Raw genomic sequence first — 15,452 nt, 5'->3', positions numbered from 1 at the left:
CCGGCGAAGCCGGTGCCATGCTCCGCGCTGCCTGCTTCGCGGGGTAAACCCGCTCCCACAGGGACAGGGGTAAGGCAGCCCCTGCACATCGCCCGCCTCACGGAATACGGATGATCTCGATACCCGTACGCACCAGCTCGAAGCGGTTCTCACCCAGGTGGTTGACCCGGTCGCCGATGGCAAGGCGATAGGTGGTGATAGGGGCGCCCGTCGTGCTGCCGTCCAGTTGCAGGGTCGATTCCTGAAACTCGTGCACGGGGTAGATGCGGCCTTCGGCGTCACGGGCATGGAATTGGCCGACCATTACTGCTGCCATTTGGGTGGAACCCTCTGAATTGCGTAAGAAATGTATGCAGTAATAGACCGTGGAACGGTCAGGGAAGTTTTCGTGCGCCCGAAAAAAAACCAAAGCGCCTGAAAAGGGTCATCTATAACTACATCGTCCCTTGAACCCGTGAAGTATGGAGATCGCCATGACCCAGGTGTATTCGGTTGCTGTCGTTGTCGGTAGCTTGCGCAAGGAGTCCTACAACCGTAAGGTCGCCCGCGCCTTGTCGGAGCTGGCCCCCTCGAGCCTGGCCTTGAAAATCGTCGAAATCGGCGACCTGCCTATGTACAACGAAGATGTCGAGGCTGACGCGGCACCCCAGGCCTGGACCCGTTTCCGCGATGATATCCGTCATAGCGATGCAGTGCTGTTCGTCACCCCGGAATACAACCGCTCGATACCGGGCTGCCTGAAAAACGCCATCGATGTCGGCTCCCGGCCCTATGGGCAAAGCGCCTGGGCGGGTAAACCCACGGCGGTCGTCAGTGTATCGCCGGGTGCCATCGGCGGCTTTGGCGCCAACCACGCCGTGCGCCAGGCGTTGGTATTCCTCGACATGCCCTGTATGCAGATGCCAGAGGCCTACATCGGCGGCGCGGCCAACCTGTTCGACGAGTCAGGCAAGCTCAATGACAAGACCCGGCCATTCTTGCAGGCGTTCATCGACAAGTTCGCCTCTTGGGTGAAGCTGAACCGCGCTGTTTGATAGCTGTTGACGCCCAGGAGGGCCGCATGGCGGCGCTCCCGGGTGTAACGGTCTGTTAGCGGAAGCTGTAAGAAACCCCTGCATACACCCCAAAACCTTCACCGGGCGTGGAGCGGGGGTTGTCCCTGCCTGCATCGTTGTACGCCGGGGTCACCGTGGCGGCGTAGCGTTTGTTGGCCAGGTTGCGCAGGTCCAGCCAAGTCTGCCAGTCCTGCTTTGGCGAGTCCCAGCCCAGCCGCGCCCCCATGATCGCGTAGGCATCGGCATAGTTGCTGTTGGCGTAGTCCACCTGCACTTTCGACGCCAGCTGGGTGTTCACGCCGGCATAGAACCCGCTCGGCCAGTCGTAGCGAAGCTCGGCCTGGTAGTAGTGCATGGGGATGCCGGGCAGGCGGTTGTCGCCGAAGCGGTCGTCGTCACGGTAGTGGAAATCACTGAACGTGTAGGCCTGGCGCGCGCTGAGCTTGCCTGTGCCTGGCCTTTCCCACAACGTGCTCTGCAGGCCAGCTTCCACACCTTGGTGTACCGTAGCGCTGGCGTTGAATTCGGACGTGAAATTGGGCACCACTTCAACTGCCAGCAGCTCATGGCGGACCCGCGAGTAATACCAGGCGAGCTCCCAGCGACCGAGTGCGGAGTCGCCACGGGCACCCAGCTCCAGGGTGGTCGCGGTCTGGTTCTGCATCTTGATCGGCTGGATCTGCTTGCCGCCGACGCTTGGCGAACTCCAGATCAATGACCACGGGTGCGGCGGCTCTACCGACCGGCTGAGGCTGCCGTACACCTGCAGGTCGGGGCGTATGTCGTAGCGCAGGCCCACACGTGGCGCGTAGTCCCAGTCGTGCATCGACACCTTGCCGCCTTGGGCGGGGTAGGTTACGTCACTCTCGCGGCGGGTATAGATGGCGGCAAGCCCCGTGGTCAGCCATACGTTGGGTACCAGTTCCAGGTCGTTACCCAGGTGCAGCACGGTATCGGACCCTTGATAGGTAAAGTCACGCGTGCGGTCGCCGAACACATGGCCATTGCGTGCAAACTGCGATGCGCCGCTGTTGGGCAGGTGCTTGGTGGTGCGCCAGCCGATGGTGGTCTTGCTTTCACGCCCGAACACCGTGTCGCGGCGCTTGTAGCTGAGCGTGCCGCTGACATCGGTGTAGGCGACCTTCAGGCGCATGGGCCCTTCGCGAAGGTCCATGGGGTAGTCGTGGTACACCAGGCCAGCCTCAAGGCTGGCGTCGTCATCGAGGTAGAAGGTGGTTTTGTTGCCCACCCAGGTGCTGCCCGGTTGCGGGCGGCTGTCATCGCGTGCCAGGTAGCCCGGGTTGGCTGCCCGCGGGTGGTGCTTGATCTGGTCTTTGGTCAGGCGGCCGGCCAGTTCGTTTTCGGTTTCCCGGTAACGCAGGTAGAACCGCGTTTCCAGGTTCGGGTTGAAGCGGTAGCCAACGTTAGCGGCAACCCCTTTGGCACTGCCACTGCTGTGCCGCTGGTAGCCGTTGTACTCAACGTCAGTCAGGGCTACGTAGTAATCGAGGTCACCCAGCACCTGGCCCGAGCTGACATGCCGATGCTGGTAGCCGCGGCTGCCCACTTCGTAGCGCACCTGTAACGGCGCGGCGTCGCGGCCCGTGTGGGTGACATAGTTGATCGCACCGCCAAGGGCCAAGGCACCCTGGTCGAAGCCATTGGCGCCTCGCAGCACTTCGGCGCGGCTCAACCACAAGGGTTCGAACAGCTCATAGGGGGTGCCGCCTGGGCCAGTCAAGGGCAGGCCATCGAACATCGTGTACACGCCCGAGCCGTGAGCACCTGGCGCCCGGTTGATGCCCGAACCACGGATCGACAGCTTGATCCCATCGTTGCCTGCCGACTGGGCGAATACCCCCGGCTGGTAGGCCAGTACGTCCTGGTTGCTGGCCACGCGGCCCTGCCCAACGCCGTGCATGTCCACCAGGTTGCTGGCGCCCGGTATGGCCCGCAAGCGTTCACCTGCGGCGCTCAGGTCGTCCTGCTCCTCCTCGGTGATCAACACCTGGCCCAGTTCGACCGGTGCAGCTGCCTGCGCGGGCTGGGCAGCCATGAACGCACCCAGCAGGCCCACGCAGGGGGGTAGGGACAAAACGCGACGCATTGTAGGGCTCCAGGTAGATAGCGGGTGAACAACTGCGTTGAGACGAGCGAAATGGCGCTCGGAGCACGTCGAAAGCCAGTAAATCTCTCGCACTCTTGGTAGCGCGCAAGTGTACGAAGTTTCTTTACAAAGCCCGTCGCTAGAGCGGGCGCGCACTTGCTTCGTAAGGTGGCGACAGGTCGGCAGCACCGCCGGTCGCAAACCACCCTGGAGTTCGAACATGGTTACCGATGCAAGAGGTCCGCAACAATCCGTCGCATCAACCCCTACAAGCGCGCCCACCGGCGAACCCACAAGCGCCCCGGCACGCCTGACACCCCGCGAACAGCAGGTACTGCTGTGGTGCGCCTATGGCAAGAGTTCGTGGGAAATCGGGCAGATACTGGGGTGCAAGGAGTCGACGGTGAATTTCCACGTGTCCAACATTCTGCGCAAATTCGACGTGCCTACCCGGGTAGGGGCTGTGATCAAGGCCATTCGCTACGGCCTGTTGGCCGAAGCGTGAGGTACGGTCATGAATCATCAAGACACTGCACGGGCTGCCGACTGCCACGACCCGTTCTGGCCACGCATTGAGCTCAATAAGCTCCGCAAGCGCCTGAGGTTGCAGCGAAGCACCGGTGATGCAGCAATCGAGGTGGCCGCTCGTTGCGCCGTGATCGAGGCCGCCCGCGAGTTTGCCAACTGGCGGGCCGTGTTGCGCAGCCTGGGCTACAAACGCCTGGATGATGTGTGCGGGCATGACCATGGGCGTGCGCTGCGGGTGTGTTACCTGTGCTTCGTGGACGCGGCAATCATGCATTACCTGGGAGTGCCCTATGTACGCTCATCGCGTCGGGGTGTTCACCATGGCTGAACGACTCGATGCAGGGGGGTTATCCCAGGCGGTGATACAGCTGCTGAGCGGGGAGGCCAATGTGTTGTTCGCCGCCTTGCTTGGCGCTTTGCTGGTCAGCGCAGCCCGGGATCGGCTCATCACCAACACGGCCAAGCGGCTTACATTGGGCAAGAAAATGCTGCTGGTGTTCGTGACAGTGGGGGTAGGGCACCTGTTCGAACCCTTGGTTTCATCCGTGGCGCCTTTGCTGACCCCTGGCATGTCGGCCTTCGTCGCGGCTGTTGTGGTCATACCCATCAGCCTGAAGGTCATGGTCTGGCTGGATTCACTGGACCCGCGCGAGCTGATTCAGCGCTGGCGGCGACGGGGTTAAGGGATGCCACTGCTGCCAAGGTGCATGCCCAGTTCGGTCAGCCGCTGTTCCAGCAGCTGTATCCGTTGTTTGTCCTTGATCACCAGCAAGATGGCTTGCCGGTCAGTAGGGGACAGGCTGCGCAATCGCCCCAGCAAATCCGACTCCCACGCAGCGTCGTCTTGAGGGCTAAAGCCGGCCTGGTCTCTGCCCAGCAGTAACCAGTCCAGAGAGCACGCATAGTGCGTAGCAATTTTTATGCAAAGGGAGTACGGGATACTGTTGCGTACTTTCCAGCTGCTCAATGTCTGCGGGCTGATCGACAACGCCCGTGAAAGCTCCGCGTCAGTTTGGGCACCGGTCAGCTGCTTGAGGCGGTCCATCACTGCAGCAAGTACATGAGTACTCATAACAAATATCCATCACTGGTTTAATGATATTCCATGGGCTTAAACTACTCGTTATGAATACAGCCCTGTGTTTTTTTAGGAGGATTCCCGCATGAGGAACTTGAAGATGAGCCACCCAGCCCTGCATTCAGCCAAAACCTACGTGGTGTTCGGATCATGCCTGCATCGCAGGGGCATGGACAATGCTAGCAGGTACTTCTCGTGAGTACTTATAAACTGGTCTGCCCGCATTGCCATAGCCGCATGCGCATACGTACCAGCGAAGGCCGTCATATTTTCTTGCGAATTGCTTATTTGCAATGCACCACCGAGGCGTGCGGCTGGTCAGTGCGCGCTGAGTTCGAGATGACCCACGAGTTGTCCCCTAGCGGCATGCCAAACCCCGGCGTCTACCTGCCGCCAGCCAAGGGCGACTTGCGCAAGGCGGCGTTACCGGATACAGCGCTGAGCTGCCACGGTGAGTGAGGCGCAACGATGTGGCCATGGATGGCGCACCACCTTGATGGCGCAGATACAAAAACACCCCGCACAAGCGGGGTGTTTTCGTGTTGCCGGACCGATCAGCCGATCAGTTGCAGGCTGGCTTGTTGAACAAGGTCCAACAACGGCTGCGGATACACGCCGAGCACGAACGCAAGCACGGCGATGGCCAGCAGCATGACGCCACCGGTGCGCTGCTCCCACTTCAACGGGGCATCGTGACGGCGCAGGTTTGGCTCTACCAGGTAGAGGGTCACCATGACGCGCAGGTAGTAGTACACACCAATGGCGCTACCCACCACCAGTGCACCCACCAGCCACCACAGTTGCGACTCGACGCCTGTGGCGATGATGTAGAACTTGCCGATGAAGCCTGCGGTAAGCGGAATGCCCGCCAGCGACAGCATCATCACGGTCAGTACGGCGGTCAGGTACGGGCGGCGCCAGAACAGGCCACGGTACTCGTACAGCGCATCCGCATCACGCCCAGCGTAGGGCGACGACATCAGGGTGATAACGCCAAAGGCACCCAGGCTGGTGATCACGTAGGTCACCAGGTAAACGCCCATGGCTTCCATGGCCAGGCCCTTGCTGGCAACCAGGGCGATCAGCAGGTAGCCGAAGTGGGCGATGGACGAGTAACCCAGCAGGCGCTTGAGGTTGCTCTGGGTCAGCGCCAGCAGGTTGCCGACCAGAATCGATGCCACCGCGATCACGGCCAGCACCGTGCTCAAGACACCGCTGCTTGCAGCAGGCGACAGCATGAACAGGCGTACCACCACGGCGAATACCGCCACCTTGCTGGCCGTGGCCAGGAACGCGGCAACCGGGGCAGGAGCGCCCTCATACACGTCCGGGGTCCACAAGTGGAACGGTACCAGCGACAGCTTGAAGGCCAGGCCGACCAGCATCATGCCCAGGCCCAGCTGGGCCAGCAGGCTTGGCATGCTGGTGGCGGCCAGGGCCTTGCCCAGCTGGTCGAAGGTGAGGCTGCCGGCGTCGGCGTACAGCAACGCCATGCCGAACAGCAGGAAAGCCGAGCCTGCCGCCGACAACACCATGTACTTGATGCCGGCTTCCAGTGACCGCTTGTTGAAGAAGGCATAGGCCACCAGGCCGTACACCGGCACCGACAACAGCTCCAGGCCGATGAACAGGCCGGCCAGGTGGTTGGCGCTGACCAGCACCAGGCCACCCAGTGCCGACATCAGCAGCAGCAGGTACAGCTCTTCGCGGTTGCCCGGGAAGCCTTTGGCGCCATCGCCAAGGTAGGCGTGGGCGAGGGTGACGCACGCCAGCGTTGCCACCAGGATGATCGCCATGTACAGGCAGGCGAACTTGTCGATGGTCACCAGCGAGGTAACCGCCAGGGGGGCTACCTTCAGCGCCGGCAGGATCGACAGCAGGGCCAGGTTCAGGCCCACGGTGGACAGCAGGAAGGTTTGCGAGTGGTTGCGCTTCCAGGCGATCGCCAGCATCACCACCACCGTGGTGATAGTGGTGATCAGCATCGGCGCCAATGCGATGAAGTGTTGAGTGGTGAATTCCATAGCGCTCTTACCGGGCCGAAGCGAGTTGAGTGAAAGCGGAACCGAGCCACTGCTGCACGCCACTCATGGTGGCGGCAGAGGTGTCGAGGAACGGCTGCGGATACACGCCCAGCAGGATCAGCAGCACTGCCAGGCCCAGGACCATGATCAGTTCGCGAGCGTCCATGCCGGCCAGCACGGTGTCGGCCTTGCTCGGGCCGAAGTAGGCACGGTGGATCATGATCAGCGAGTAGACCGAGCCGAACACCAGGCCAGTGGTGGCAATGACCGTGATCCACGGTACATGCACGAAGCTACCCAGCAGGATCAGGAACTCGCCCACGAAGTTACCGGTGCCCGGCAGGCCCAGGGAGGCTGCGGCGAAGAACAGGCTGATGGCCGGCAGGTAGGCGATGCGGTGCCACAGGCCCCCCATTTGGCGCATGTCACGGGTATGCAGGCGTTCGTACAGCTGGCCCGACAGAATGAACAGCGCGGCAGCCGAAACACCGTGTGCCAGCATCTGGATGACGGCACCCTGCAGGGCCTGCTGGCTGCCGGAGTAGATCCCGATCAGCACGAAGCCCATGTGCGAAACGCTGGAGAAGGCGATCAGGCGCTTGATGTCAGTCTGGGCGAACGCCAGGAAGGCACCGTAGAAGATCCCGATCAGGCCCAGGGTCATGGCGATGGGCGCAAACTCGGCCGAGGCGTTGGGGAACAGCGGCAGGGCGAAACGCAGCAAGCCGTAGGCGGCGGTTTTCAGCAGGATACCGGCCAGGTCCACCGAGCCCGCGGTGGGCGCCTGGGCGTGGGCATCCGGCAGCCAGGAGTGGAAGGGCACCACCGGCAGCTTCACCGCGAAGGCAATGAAGAAGCCGAGCATCAGCAGGTACTCGGTACCGGCCGGCAGGTCAGCCTTCAACAGGTCGCTGTAGTTGAAGGTGATCACACCCGTATTGCTGTAGTTGACCAGCACCAGGCCCAGGATCGCCACCAACATGATCAGGCCGCTGGCCTGGGTGAAGATGAAGAACTTGGTGGCGGCGTAGATGCGGGTTTTCTTGCCGTCTGCCGAGCTATGACCCCAGAGCGCGATGAGGAAATACATCGGCACCAGCATCATTTCCCAGAAGAAGAAGAACAGGAACAGGTCCAGGGCCAGGAATACGCCGACCACACCACCCAGGATCCACATCAGGTTCAGGTGGAAGAAGCCGACATGGCGCTGGATTTCCTTCCAGGAGCACAGCACCGACAGCACGCCGAGCAGGCCGGTCAACAGGATCATCAGCAGCGACAGGCCGTCCAGCGCCAGGTGGATGCTGATGCCGAAGCGCTGGATCCACTGGACCTTGTATTCAAGGGCCCATGCAGGCTCGGCGCCCGGAGCGGGGGCCAGGGTGTAGTCGCCGTTAGCCCACAGCCACAGGCCGATGCCGAGCAGCAGGGACATGGTCAGCAGCGCGATCCAGCGTGGCAGGGTGGCGCCGAAGCGCTCAGCCAGCCAGCACAGGAAGCCGCCGATGAAGGGGATCAGGATCAGCCAAGGCAAAATCATGACGGGTTCATTTCCTTTTGCAGGGTCGCAAGGTTCGCAAGGTTCATGGTCATACCGCGGCCACTACCACAGCGCCAAGTACCAGCACTGCGCCTACGGCGATGGAAGCGGTGTACCAGCGCAGCTGGCCAGTCTCGGTCTTGCTCATGGCAACGTGGCCGCCGCGCGCCATGCGCGGGATCAAACCGATGGTACGGTCGACCGGGTCCTTGCGCAGAAGGTGGCTGATCAGCAGGTAAGGCTTGACGAACAGCTTGTCGTAGATCCAGTCGAAGCCCCAGGCGGCGAACCACCAGGCCGACAGCACCCGGCCAAGGCTGCTGTTGGCGACTGCGCTGACAAAGCTGCGCTTGCCCAGGAACAGCAACGCCGCCAGCAGGATACCGGCAATGGCGATGGCGCCCGAGGTGATCTCCAGTGCGTGCTTGGCTTCACCACCGGCATGGCCGGCGCTTTGCGGCAGTACATCAGCCAGTGGCGGAGTGATCCAGGCGCCGACGAAGGTCGACAGCACGATCAGCACGCCCAATGGCAGCCAGTGGCTGATGCCATGGCCCGCATGGGCTTCGGTCTTGGCTTCGCCGTGGAAGGCGATGAAGATCAGGCGGAAGGTGTACAGCGAGGTCATGAACGCACCCACCAGGCCGGCGTACAGCAGCCCGGAGTTACCGCTGGCGAAGGCTTCCCAGAGGATCTCGTCCTTGGAGTAGAAGCCCACGGTCACGATAGGCAGGGCCGCAAGCGCAGCGCCGCCAACCACGAAGCTGGCGTAGGCCAGGGGCAGTTTCTTCCACAGGCCACCCATCTTGAAGATGTTCTGCTCGTGGTGGCAGGCAACGATCACCGCGCCGGACGCCAGGAACAGCAGGGCCTTGAAGAACGCGTGGGTCATCAGGTGGAAGATCGCGGCGTCCCATGCACCTACGCCCAGGGCCAAGAACATGTAGCCAATCTGGCTCATGGTCGAATAGGCGAGGATACGCTTGATGTCGGTCTGCACCAGCGCGGCGAAGCCGGCCAGCACCAGGGTCACGCCGCCCACCACGCCTACCAGGTGCAGGATGTCTGGCGCCAGCAGGAACAGGCCGTTGGTGCGGGCAATCAGGTAAACGCCAGCGGTTACCATGGTCGCGGCGTGGATCAGTGCCGAAACCGGGGTAGGGCCCGCCATGGCGTCGGCCAGCCAGGTTTGCAATGGCAGCTGGGCGGATTTACCGACCGCGCCACCGAGCAGCATCAGCGTTGCCAGCACCATCCAGGTGTCACCGGCCTGGAATTTCTGCGGTGCCAGCACCAGCAGTTCCTGCACATTCAGCGTACCCAGCTGGGCGAACAGGATGAACAGGCCGATGGCCATGAACACGTCGCCGATACGGGTGACGATGAACGCCTTGAGCGCTGCATTACCGTTGTTGCGGTTGCTGTAGTAGAAACCGATCAACAGGTACGAGCACAGGCCCACGCCTTCCCAACCGAAGTAGATGAACAGCAGGTTATCGCCCAGGATCAGGAACAGCATGCTGGCGATGAACAGGTTGGTGTACGAGAAGAAGCGCGAATAACCGGCTTCGCCGCGCATGTACCAGGAGGCGAACAGGTGGATCAGGAAGCCGACACCGGTGACCACGCCCAGCATGGTGACCGACAGGCCATCCAGGTACAGGGTGAAGTTCGGCGCGAAGCCGTCCACCGACATCCACTGCCACAGCAGCTGGCTATAAGCGCCACCCTCAGGCGGGGCGACGTTGAATTGCCAGATGACATAGGCGGCGGTGGCCGCCGACAGGCCTACCGAACCCACGCCGATCACGGCCGACAGGTTCTCCGAGAACCTCCCGCGCGAGAACGACAGCAGCAGGAAGCCGATGAGGGGAAAGACGAAAGTCAGAAAGAGAAGGTTCATCCGCGCATCTCACTGGCAGCATCGATGTCGAGAGTGTGGAAGCGGCGATACAGCTGCAGCAGGATGGCCAGGCCGATGCTGGCCTCGGCGGCTGCCAGGCTGATTACCAGAATGAACATCACCTGGCCGTCAGGCTGCACCCAGCGGGCGCCGGCGACGACGAACGCCAGGGCAGAGGCGTTCATCATCACTTCCAGGCTCATGAGCACGAAGAGGATGTTGCGGCGGACCATCAGGCCAACCAGACCTAAGCAGAACAGGATGCCGGCGACCGCCAGACCATGTTCGAGAGGGATAGCACCCATGATTTACTCCTTCGCCTCATTGCGGCCCAGGTGGAAGGCGGTGACCGCTGCCGCCAGCAGCAGCATCGACGCCAGTTCGACCACCAGCAGGTAGGGGCCGAACAGGCTGATGCCAACGGCCTTCGGGCCCACGGTGGTGCCGCTGATGGCGGCGCCGCTTGGGGCGACGAACAGCACATACAGCAGCTCGAGCAGCAGCAGGGCGCCAAGAATCACCGGCCCGGCCCAGATGCCCGGCTTGAGCCAGCCACGTTCCTGGGCTACCGAGGCCGGCCCCAGGTTGAGCATCATCACCACGAACACGAACAGCACCATGATGGCGCCGGCATAGGCGATCACTTCCAGGGCGCCCGCGAACGGCGCGCCAAGGGAGAAGAAGATCATCGCCACGGAAATCAGCGAAATGATCAGGTAGAGCAGGGCGTGCACGGGGTTGGTGCCAGTGACCACCCGGAGGGTGGAAACCACGGCGATCCCGGATGCGAAGTAGAAAGCGAATTCCATCTTTCTGTCCTTATGGGAGCAAGCTCTTCACGTTGATCGGCTCGGCTTCGTTCTGCGCAGCGCCTTTCGGCTTGCCAGCGATCGCCATGCCCGCAACACGGTAGAAGTTGTAGTCAGGGTTCTTGCCGGGGCCGGAGATCAGCAGATCTTCTTTCTCGTACACCAGGTCCTGACGCTTGAACTCGGCCATTTCGAAATCCGGAGTGAGCTGGATTGCGGTGGTCGGGCACGCCTCTTCGCACAGGCCGCAGAAAATGCAGCGCGAGAAGTTGATGCGGAAGAACTCCGGGTACCAGCGTCCATCCTCGGTCTCGGCCTTCTGCAACGAGATGCAGCCCACCGGGCAGGCGACCGCACACAGGTTACACGCCACGCAGCGCTCTTCGCCGTCGGGGTCGCGGGTGAGCACGATGCGGCCGCGGTAGCGCGGCGGCAGGTACACGGGCTCTTCGGGGTACTGCAGGGTGTCGCGCTTGCGGAACCCGTGGGAGAACACCATTGCCAGGCTGCGCAGCTGGGTACCGGTGCCCTTAACGATGTCGCCGATATACTTGAACATGGGTCAAATCCTCACTGGGCCGCGACGGCTGGCGTGTTGTAAAGCACGATCGCAGCGGTCACCAGCAAATTGATCAGGGTCAGCGGCAGGCAGAACTTCCAGCTGAAGTCCATCACCTGGTCATAGCGTGGGCGCGGGATCGAGGCGCGCAGCAGGATGAACAGCATGATGAAGAATGCGGTCTTCAGCGCGAACCACAGGAACGACAGTTGCGGCAGGATGCCGAACGGGCCGTGCCAGCCGCCGAAGAACAGGGTGACCAGCAGCGCGGAGATGAGGATGATGCCGATGTACTCACCGACGAAGAACATGCCCCACTTCATGCCGGCATACTCGATGTGGTAGCCGTCGGCCAGTTCCTGTTCCGCTTCCGGCTGGTCGAACGGGTGACGGTGAGTCACGGCGACGCCAGCGATGAAGAAGGTGCAGAAGCCGAAGAACTGCGGAATGATGAACCATAGGTTCTGTGCCTGGTACTCGACGATATCGCGCATGTTGAACGAGCCCACCTGCACCACCACGCCCATCAGCGCCAGGCCCAGGAACACCTCGTACGAGACGGTCTGTGCCGATGCCCGCAAGCTGCCCAGCAGGGCGTACTTGTTGTTCGACGACCAGCCGGCGAACAGCACGGCGTACACCGAGAGGCCCGCCATGGCGAAGAAGAACAGCAGGCCGATGTTCAGGTCGGCCACGCCCCAGGTCGGGGTGATCGGGATGACCACGAAGGCGATCAGCAGGGCGCTCATGGCCACCACCGGTGCCAGGGTGAAGATCACCCGGTCGACGAAGGGTGGGTTCCAGTCTTCCTTGAAGAACATCTTCAGCATATCGGCAGCGATCTGGAACATGCCGAAGGGGCCGACGCGGTTCGGGCCGTAACGGTCCTGCCACCAGCCCAGCAGGCGGCGCTCGACGAAGCTGAGCAGCGCGCCGCACACCACCACCGCCAGCAGCACCACGATGGCGCGCAAGACGCTGAGGATCACATCGATTACTTCCGGGGTGAACCAGCTCATTGTGCTGCCTCCTGCAGGCCGTCGACGGTTGCCCCGAAGATGGCAGGCGGGATGCCGGCCAGGCCTTTGGGCAATGCCACCAGGCCTGCGCCCAGTTGTTCATTGATACGCAGCGGCAGGCGCAGGGCCACGCCAGCCACGTTCAGGCTCAGCAGGGCGCCTTCGTTGACACCCAGGCGGTCCGCTTCGGACTTGGCCAGTGCAACGTAGGCAGCCGGGATACGCGCTTGCACCGGTTCGGCGCGCGACGAGTTTTCTTCGCTGCCGAACAGGTGGAAGAACGGCACGGCTGTCCAGTTGCCACGGGCCGGGTTGAAGGCGCCCGGAATGGCAGTGAACCAGCTCAGGCCATCGCCCTGGGATTCGATCAGGCGCACGCCCGGGTCACCGGCACGCAGGTGGCCACCGACCTCGTCCTGGAACTTGTTCCACGCCTGCGGGGAGTTCCAGCCCGGCGACCAGGCGAACGGCACTTGCTGGCGCGGTTCGGCAGAGCCCGAGTAGCCTTCCATCGAGAACGCGAACGCGGTGTCTTTGTCTTGCGGGGTACGCGGTTCGTGCACGCTGATGTTGGCGCGCATGGCGGTACGGCCCGAATAACGCAGCGGTTCGCGGGCCAGCTTCATGCCCTTGATGCGGAACGCGGCGCTTGGCGCAGCGTTGACGATGCCGGCCAGTTGCGGGGCGGCTTCGGCGCAGGCGCTGGTCACGTGGTCCAGCTGGGTCCAGTCCACGGGCTTGTTCAGCAGGGTGGCACGCAGGGCGTGCATCCAGCGCCAGCCTTCGTGAACCTGGATGCTGCTGTCCAGGTATTGCGGGTCGAACACCTGGAAGAAGCGCTGGGCACGGCCTTCCTGGCTCACCAGGGTACCGTCGCCTTCGGCAAACGATGCAGCCGGCAGCACCAGGTGGGCGCGCTCGACGGTGGCGGTTCTGGTGTGGTCGGCCACGATCACCACCTTGGCCGCCGCCAGGGCAGCATCGACCTTGGCAGCCGGTACGCGGGCGTACAGGTCGTTTTCCAGCACCACGATGGCGTCAGCCTTGCCGGCAATCACTGCATCCAGTGCAGCGTCTACCGACTCGCCCCCGAGCATGGCCATGCCCAGGCTGTTGGCCTCGGGCACCACCAGGCTCAGGGAGCCGTTTTTCTCGCGCAGCTTCAGCGCCTTGGCGATGTTGGCAGCCGCTTCGATCAACGCCGGGTCGGCCAGCGAGGTACCGGCGACCACCAGTGGGCGCTTGGCAGCCACGAGTGCGTCGGCGATGCGCTGCGCCAAGGCTTGGGCTTCGCTGTCCAGGCCAGCAACGGCCGGGGCGCTTGGGTCGATGGCGTTGGCCACGGCAAAGCCGATGCGGGCCAGGTCGGCTGGCGCGGCGTGTACGCATTCTTCGGCCACGTCGTCCAGCTTGGTTTCAGCCAGGGATGCGATGAACAGCGGGTACAGCGCGTGCTGGCCGATGTTCTTCACGGCGGCGTCCAGCCAAGGCTGTACTTTCATCGCCTCGGCCATGGCCTCGGCCTTGCCTTTTGTGGCTTGGCGCACCGACAGGGCCAGGCGCGCGGCGGTTTGAGTGAGGTCTTCACCCAGCACGAACACGGCGTCATGGTCTTCGATGTCGCGCAGGGTCGGTACCGGCAACGGGCTGTTGTTCAGCACGCTCAGCGCCAGGCGTACGCGGGCCAGCTCGCCGGCCTCCATACCCGAGTAGAAGTACTCGGCGCCCACCAGCTCACGCAGGCCATAGTTGCTTTCGAGGCTGGCGCGTGGCGAGCCGATGCCAACGATGGTACGGCCACGCAGCAGGTCGGCGGCCTTGTCCAGTGCAGCATCCAGGCCCAACTTGGTGCCGTCGGCCAGCAGCGGCTGACGGGGGCGGTCGGTGCGGTTGACGTAGCCGTAGCCGAAGCGGCCGCGGTCGCACAGGAAGTACTGGTTGACCGAGCCGTTGAAGCGGTTCTCGATGCGGCGCAGTTCGCCATAGCGCTCACCGGGGCTGATGTTGCAGCCGCTGGAGCAGCCATGGCAGATGCTCGGGGCGAACTGCATGTCCCACTTGCGGTTGTAGCGCTCGGAGTGGGTCTTGTCGGTGAATACGCCAGTCGGGCAGACCTCGGTCAGGTTGCCGGAGAACTCGCTTTCCAGCACGCCGTCTTCGACCCGGCCGAAGTACACGTTGTCGTGAGCGCCGTACACGCCCAGGTCGGTACCACCGGCATAGTCCTTGTAGTAGCGCACGCAGCGATAACAGGCGATGCAGCGGTTCATCTCGTGGGCGATGAACGGGCCGAGGTCCTGGTTCTGGTGGGTACGCTTGGTGAAACGGTAGCGGCGCTCGTTATGGCCGGTCATTACCGTCATGTCCTGCAGGTGGCAGTGACCGCCTTCCTCGCACACCGGGCAGTCGTGCGGGTGGTTGGTCATCAGCCATTCAACGACGCTGGCGCGGAACGCCTTGGACTCTTCGTCTTCGATGGAGATCCAGGTGCCGTCGGAGGCAGGGGTCATGCAGGACATGACGATACGACCACGGGTGTCGTTCTCGTCGGTGTACTGCTTGACCGCGCACTGCCGGCAAGCGCCAACGCTACCAAGCGCCGGGTGCCAGCAGAAATAGGGGATGTCGAGGCCGAGCGACAGACAGGCCTGTAACAGGTTGTCTGCACCATTGACTTCGAGCGCTTTGCCGTCTACGTGGATAGTGGCCATTGTTCAAAGTTCTTCGTTGGCCCGCGTGAGCGGGCGTGGCTAATGGAAATCGGTGGGCCCGCGGCTCGCGTCAAACCTGCGCGCGCCTGCAAGGCCGGCGGGTGGCACGGACCACCCGC

Annotated in this window: 16 protein-coding genes; 5 read left to right on the top strand and 11 right to left on the bottom strand. The window is 62.8% G+C overall.

Annotation, left to right across the window (positions count from 1 at the left end):
* Positions 1-97 precede the first annotated feature (97 nt).
* Positions 98-316 (bottom strand): hypothetical protein, encoded by a 219-nt coding sequence (locus tag APH25_RS07015; RefSeq protein WP_028632265.1) that lies wholly within the window; start codon positions 314-316, stop codon positions 98-100.
* 157 nt (positions 317-473) lie between these two features.
* Here APH25_RS07015 and APH25_RS07010 point away from each other — a divergent pair, with 157 nt between their 5' ends.
* Entirely contained in the window at positions 474-1,034 is a 561-nt protein-coding gene (locus APH25_RS07010) for an NADPH-dependent FMN reductase (protein ID WP_060481471.1), read from the top strand.
* 55 nt (positions 1,035-1,089) lie between these two features.
* On the opposite strand, the gene APH25_RS07005 is transcribed toward APH25_RS07010, so the two are convergent.
* The gene (locus tag APH25_RS07005) at positions 1,090-3,162 is read right to left on the bottom strand and encodes a TonB-dependent receptor domain-containing protein (protein ID WP_060481470.1); all 2,073 of its coding nucleotides are present in this window, start codon (positions 3,160-3,162) and stop codon (positions 1,090-1,092) included.
* Positions 3,163-3,382: 220 nt separating this feature from the next.
* Here APH25_RS07005 and APH25_RS07000 point away from each other — a divergent pair, with 220 nt between their 5' ends.
* The 3 genes from APH25_RS07000 to APH25_RS06990 are packed head-to-tail and all read left to right on the top strand — an operon-like array spanning position 3,383 to position 4,373.
* Positions 3,383-3,667, top strand: coding sequence for a helix-turn-helix domain-containing protein (locus APH25_RS07000; RefSeq protein ID WP_256217490.1), 285 nt, complete (start codon positions 3,383-3,385; stop codon positions 3,665-3,667).
* A gap of 9 nt (positions 3,668-3,676) precedes the next feature.
* Positions 3,677-4,018: a head completion/stabilization protein gene (locus APH25_RS06995; RefSeq protein ID WP_060481469.1), complete on the top strand. Its 342-nt coding sequence runs from the start codon at positions 3,677-3,679 to the stop codon at positions 4,016-4,018.
* Entirely contained in the window at positions 4,011-4,373 is a 363-nt protein-coding gene (locus tag APH25_RS06990) for a hypothetical protein (protein ID WP_028632269.1), read from the top strand. Before APH25_RS06995 ends, APH25_RS06990 begins: the two co-directional genes overlap by 8 nt.
* On the opposite strand, the gene APH25_RS06985 is transcribed toward APH25_RS06990, so the two are convergent.
* Entirely contained in the window at positions 4,370-4,762 is a 393-nt protein-coding gene (locus APH25_RS06985; protein WP_060481468.1) for a helix-turn-helix domain-containing protein, read from the bottom strand. The two genes, APH25_RS06990 and APH25_RS06985, sit on opposite strands and share 4 nt — an antisense overlap.
* A gap of 201 nt (positions 4,763-4,963) precedes the next feature.
* On the opposite strand from APH25_RS06985, the gene APH25_RS06980 reads away from it, so the two are divergent.
* Positions 4,964-5,227 carry an ogr/Delta-like zinc finger family protein gene (locus tag APH25_RS06980; protein WP_060481467.1) on the top strand — a complete coding sequence of 88 codons (264 nt, stop codon included), beginning with the start codon at positions 4,964-4,966 and terminating at the stop codon, positions 5,225-5,227.
* Positions 5,228-5,322: 95 nt separating this feature from the next.
* Here the strand turns inward: APH25_RS06980 and nuoN are convergent, their stop codons facing one another.
* The 8 genes from nuoN to nuoG are packed head-to-tail and all read right to left on the bottom strand — an operon-like array spanning position 5,323 to position 15,333.
* The gene (gene nuoN / locus APH25_RS06975) at positions 5,323-6,792 is read right to left on the bottom strand and encodes an NADH-quinone oxidoreductase subunit NuoN (protein WP_060481466.1); all 1,470 of its coding nucleotides are present in this window, start codon (positions 6,790-6,792) and stop codon (positions 5,323-5,325) included.
* A 7-nt stretch (positions 6,793-6,799) separates the two neighbouring features.
* A complete protein-coding gene (gene nuoM / locus APH25_RS06970) occupies positions 6,800-8,332 on the bottom strand; it encodes an NADH-quinone oxidoreductase subunit M (protein ID WP_028632272.1) in 1,533 nt (510 codons plus the stop codon).
* Positions 8,333-8,381: 49 nt separating this feature from the next.
* Positions 8,382-10,235, bottom strand: a complete 1,854-nt coding sequence (gene nuoL, locus APH25_RS06965; RefSeq protein ID WP_028632273.1) for an NADH-quinone oxidoreductase subunit L — start codon at positions 10,233-10,235, stop codon at positions 8,382-8,384.
* Entirely contained in the window at positions 10,232-10,540 is a 309-nt protein-coding gene (gene nuoK, locus APH25_RS06960; RefSeq protein ID WP_003251446.1) for an NADH-quinone oxidoreductase subunit NuoK, read from the bottom strand. Before nuoK ends, nuoL begins: the two co-directional genes overlap by 4 nt.
* Before the next feature lie 3 nt (positions 10,541-10,543).
* Entirely contained in the window at positions 10,544-11,044 is a 501-nt protein-coding gene (gene nuoJ, locus APH25_RS06955) for an NADH-quinone oxidoreductase subunit J (RefSeq protein ID WP_028632274.1), read from the bottom strand.
* A gap of 10 nt (positions 11,045-11,054) precedes the next feature.
* Positions 11,055-11,603, bottom strand: a complete 549-nt coding sequence (gene nuoI / locus APH25_RS06950) for an NADH-quinone oxidoreductase subunit NuoI (RefSeq protein ID WP_016488223.1) — start codon at positions 11,601-11,603, stop codon at positions 11,055-11,057.
* Between the two features lie 11 nt (positions 11,604-11,614).
* Entirely contained in the window at positions 11,615-12,622 is a 1,008-nt protein-coding gene (gene nuoH / locus APH25_RS06945; protein WP_028632275.1) for an NADH-quinone oxidoreductase subunit NuoH, read from the bottom strand.
* Positions 12,619-15,333 (bottom strand): NADH-quinone oxidoreductase subunit NuoG, encoded by a 2,715-nt coding sequence (nuoG, locus tag APH25_RS06940; protein WP_028632276.1) that lies wholly within the window; start codon positions 15,331-15,333, stop codon positions 12,619-12,621. The genes nuoH and nuoG overlap by 4 nt, the downstream gene beginning before the upstream one ends.
* Between the last annotated feature and the right edge of the window lie 119 nt (positions 15,334-15,452).

The organism is Pseudomonas sp. NBRC 111119, assembly GCF_001320125.1.
Taxonomy (GTDB): domain Bacteria; phylum Pseudomonadota; class Gammaproteobacteria; order Pseudomonadales; family Pseudomonadaceae; genus Aquipseudomonas; species Aquipseudomonas parafulva.
The sequence above is the reverse complement of the archived record's forward strand: the minus strand, read 5'-3'. Positions and strand labels throughout refer to the sequence as shown.

Coding starts and splice junctions, on each gene's coding strand:
- APH25_RS06990 (WP_028632269.1), top strand. CDS start 4,011: ATGGCTGAACGACTCGATGCAGGGGGGTTATCCCAGGCGGTGATACAG.
- nuoI (WP_016488223.1), bottom strand. CDS start 11,603: ATGTTCAAGTATATCGGCGACATCGTTAAGGGCACCGGTACCCAGCTG.
- nuoJ (WP_028632274.1), bottom strand. CDS start 11,044: ATGGAATTCGCTTTCTACTTCGCATCCGGGATCGCCGTGGTTTCCACC.
- nuoK (WP_003251446.1), bottom strand. CDS start 10,540: ATGGGTGCTATCCCTCTCGAACATGGTCTGGCGGTCGCCGGCATCCTG.
- nuoG (WP_028632276.1), bottom strand. CDS start 15,333: ATGGCCACTATCCACGTAGACGGCAAAGCGCTCGAAGTCAATGGTGCA.
- APH25_RS06995 (WP_060481469.1), top strand. CDS start 3,677: ATGAATCATCAAGACACTGCACGGGCTGCCGACTGCCACGACCCGTTC.
- nuoL (WP_028632273.1), bottom strand. CDS start 10,235: ATGAACCTTCTCTTTCTGACTTTCGTCTTTCCCCTCATCGGCTTCCTG.
- APH25_RS07010 (WP_060481471.1), top strand. CDS start 474: ATGACCCAGGTGTATTCGGTTGCTGTCGTTGTCGGTAGCTTGCGCAAG.
- APH25_RS07000 (WP_256217490.1), top strand. CDS start 3,383: ATGGTTACCGATGCAAGAGGTCCGCAACAATCCGTCGCATCAACCCCT.
- APH25_RS07015 (WP_028632265.1), bottom strand. CDS start 316: ATGGCAGCAGTAATGGTCGGCCAATTCCATGCCCGTGACGCCGAAGGC.
- APH25_RS06985 (WP_060481468.1), bottom strand. CDS start 4,762: ATGAGTACTCATGTACTTGCTGCAGTGATGGACCGCCTCAAGCAGCTG.
- nuoM (WP_028632272.1), bottom strand. CDS start 8,332: ATGATTTTGCCTTGGCTGATCCTGATCCCCTTCATCGGCGGCTTCCTG.
- nuoN (WP_060481466.1), bottom strand. CDS start 6,792: ATGGAATTCACCACTCAACACTTCATCGCATTGGCGCCGATGCTGATC.
- nuoH (WP_028632275.1), bottom strand. CDS start 12,622: ATGAGCTGGTTCACCCCGGAAGTAATCGATGTGATCCTCAGCGTCTTG.
- APH25_RS07005 (WP_060481470.1), bottom strand. CDS start 3,162: ATGCGTCGCGTTTTGTCCCTACCCCCCTGCGTGGGCCTGCTGGGTGCG.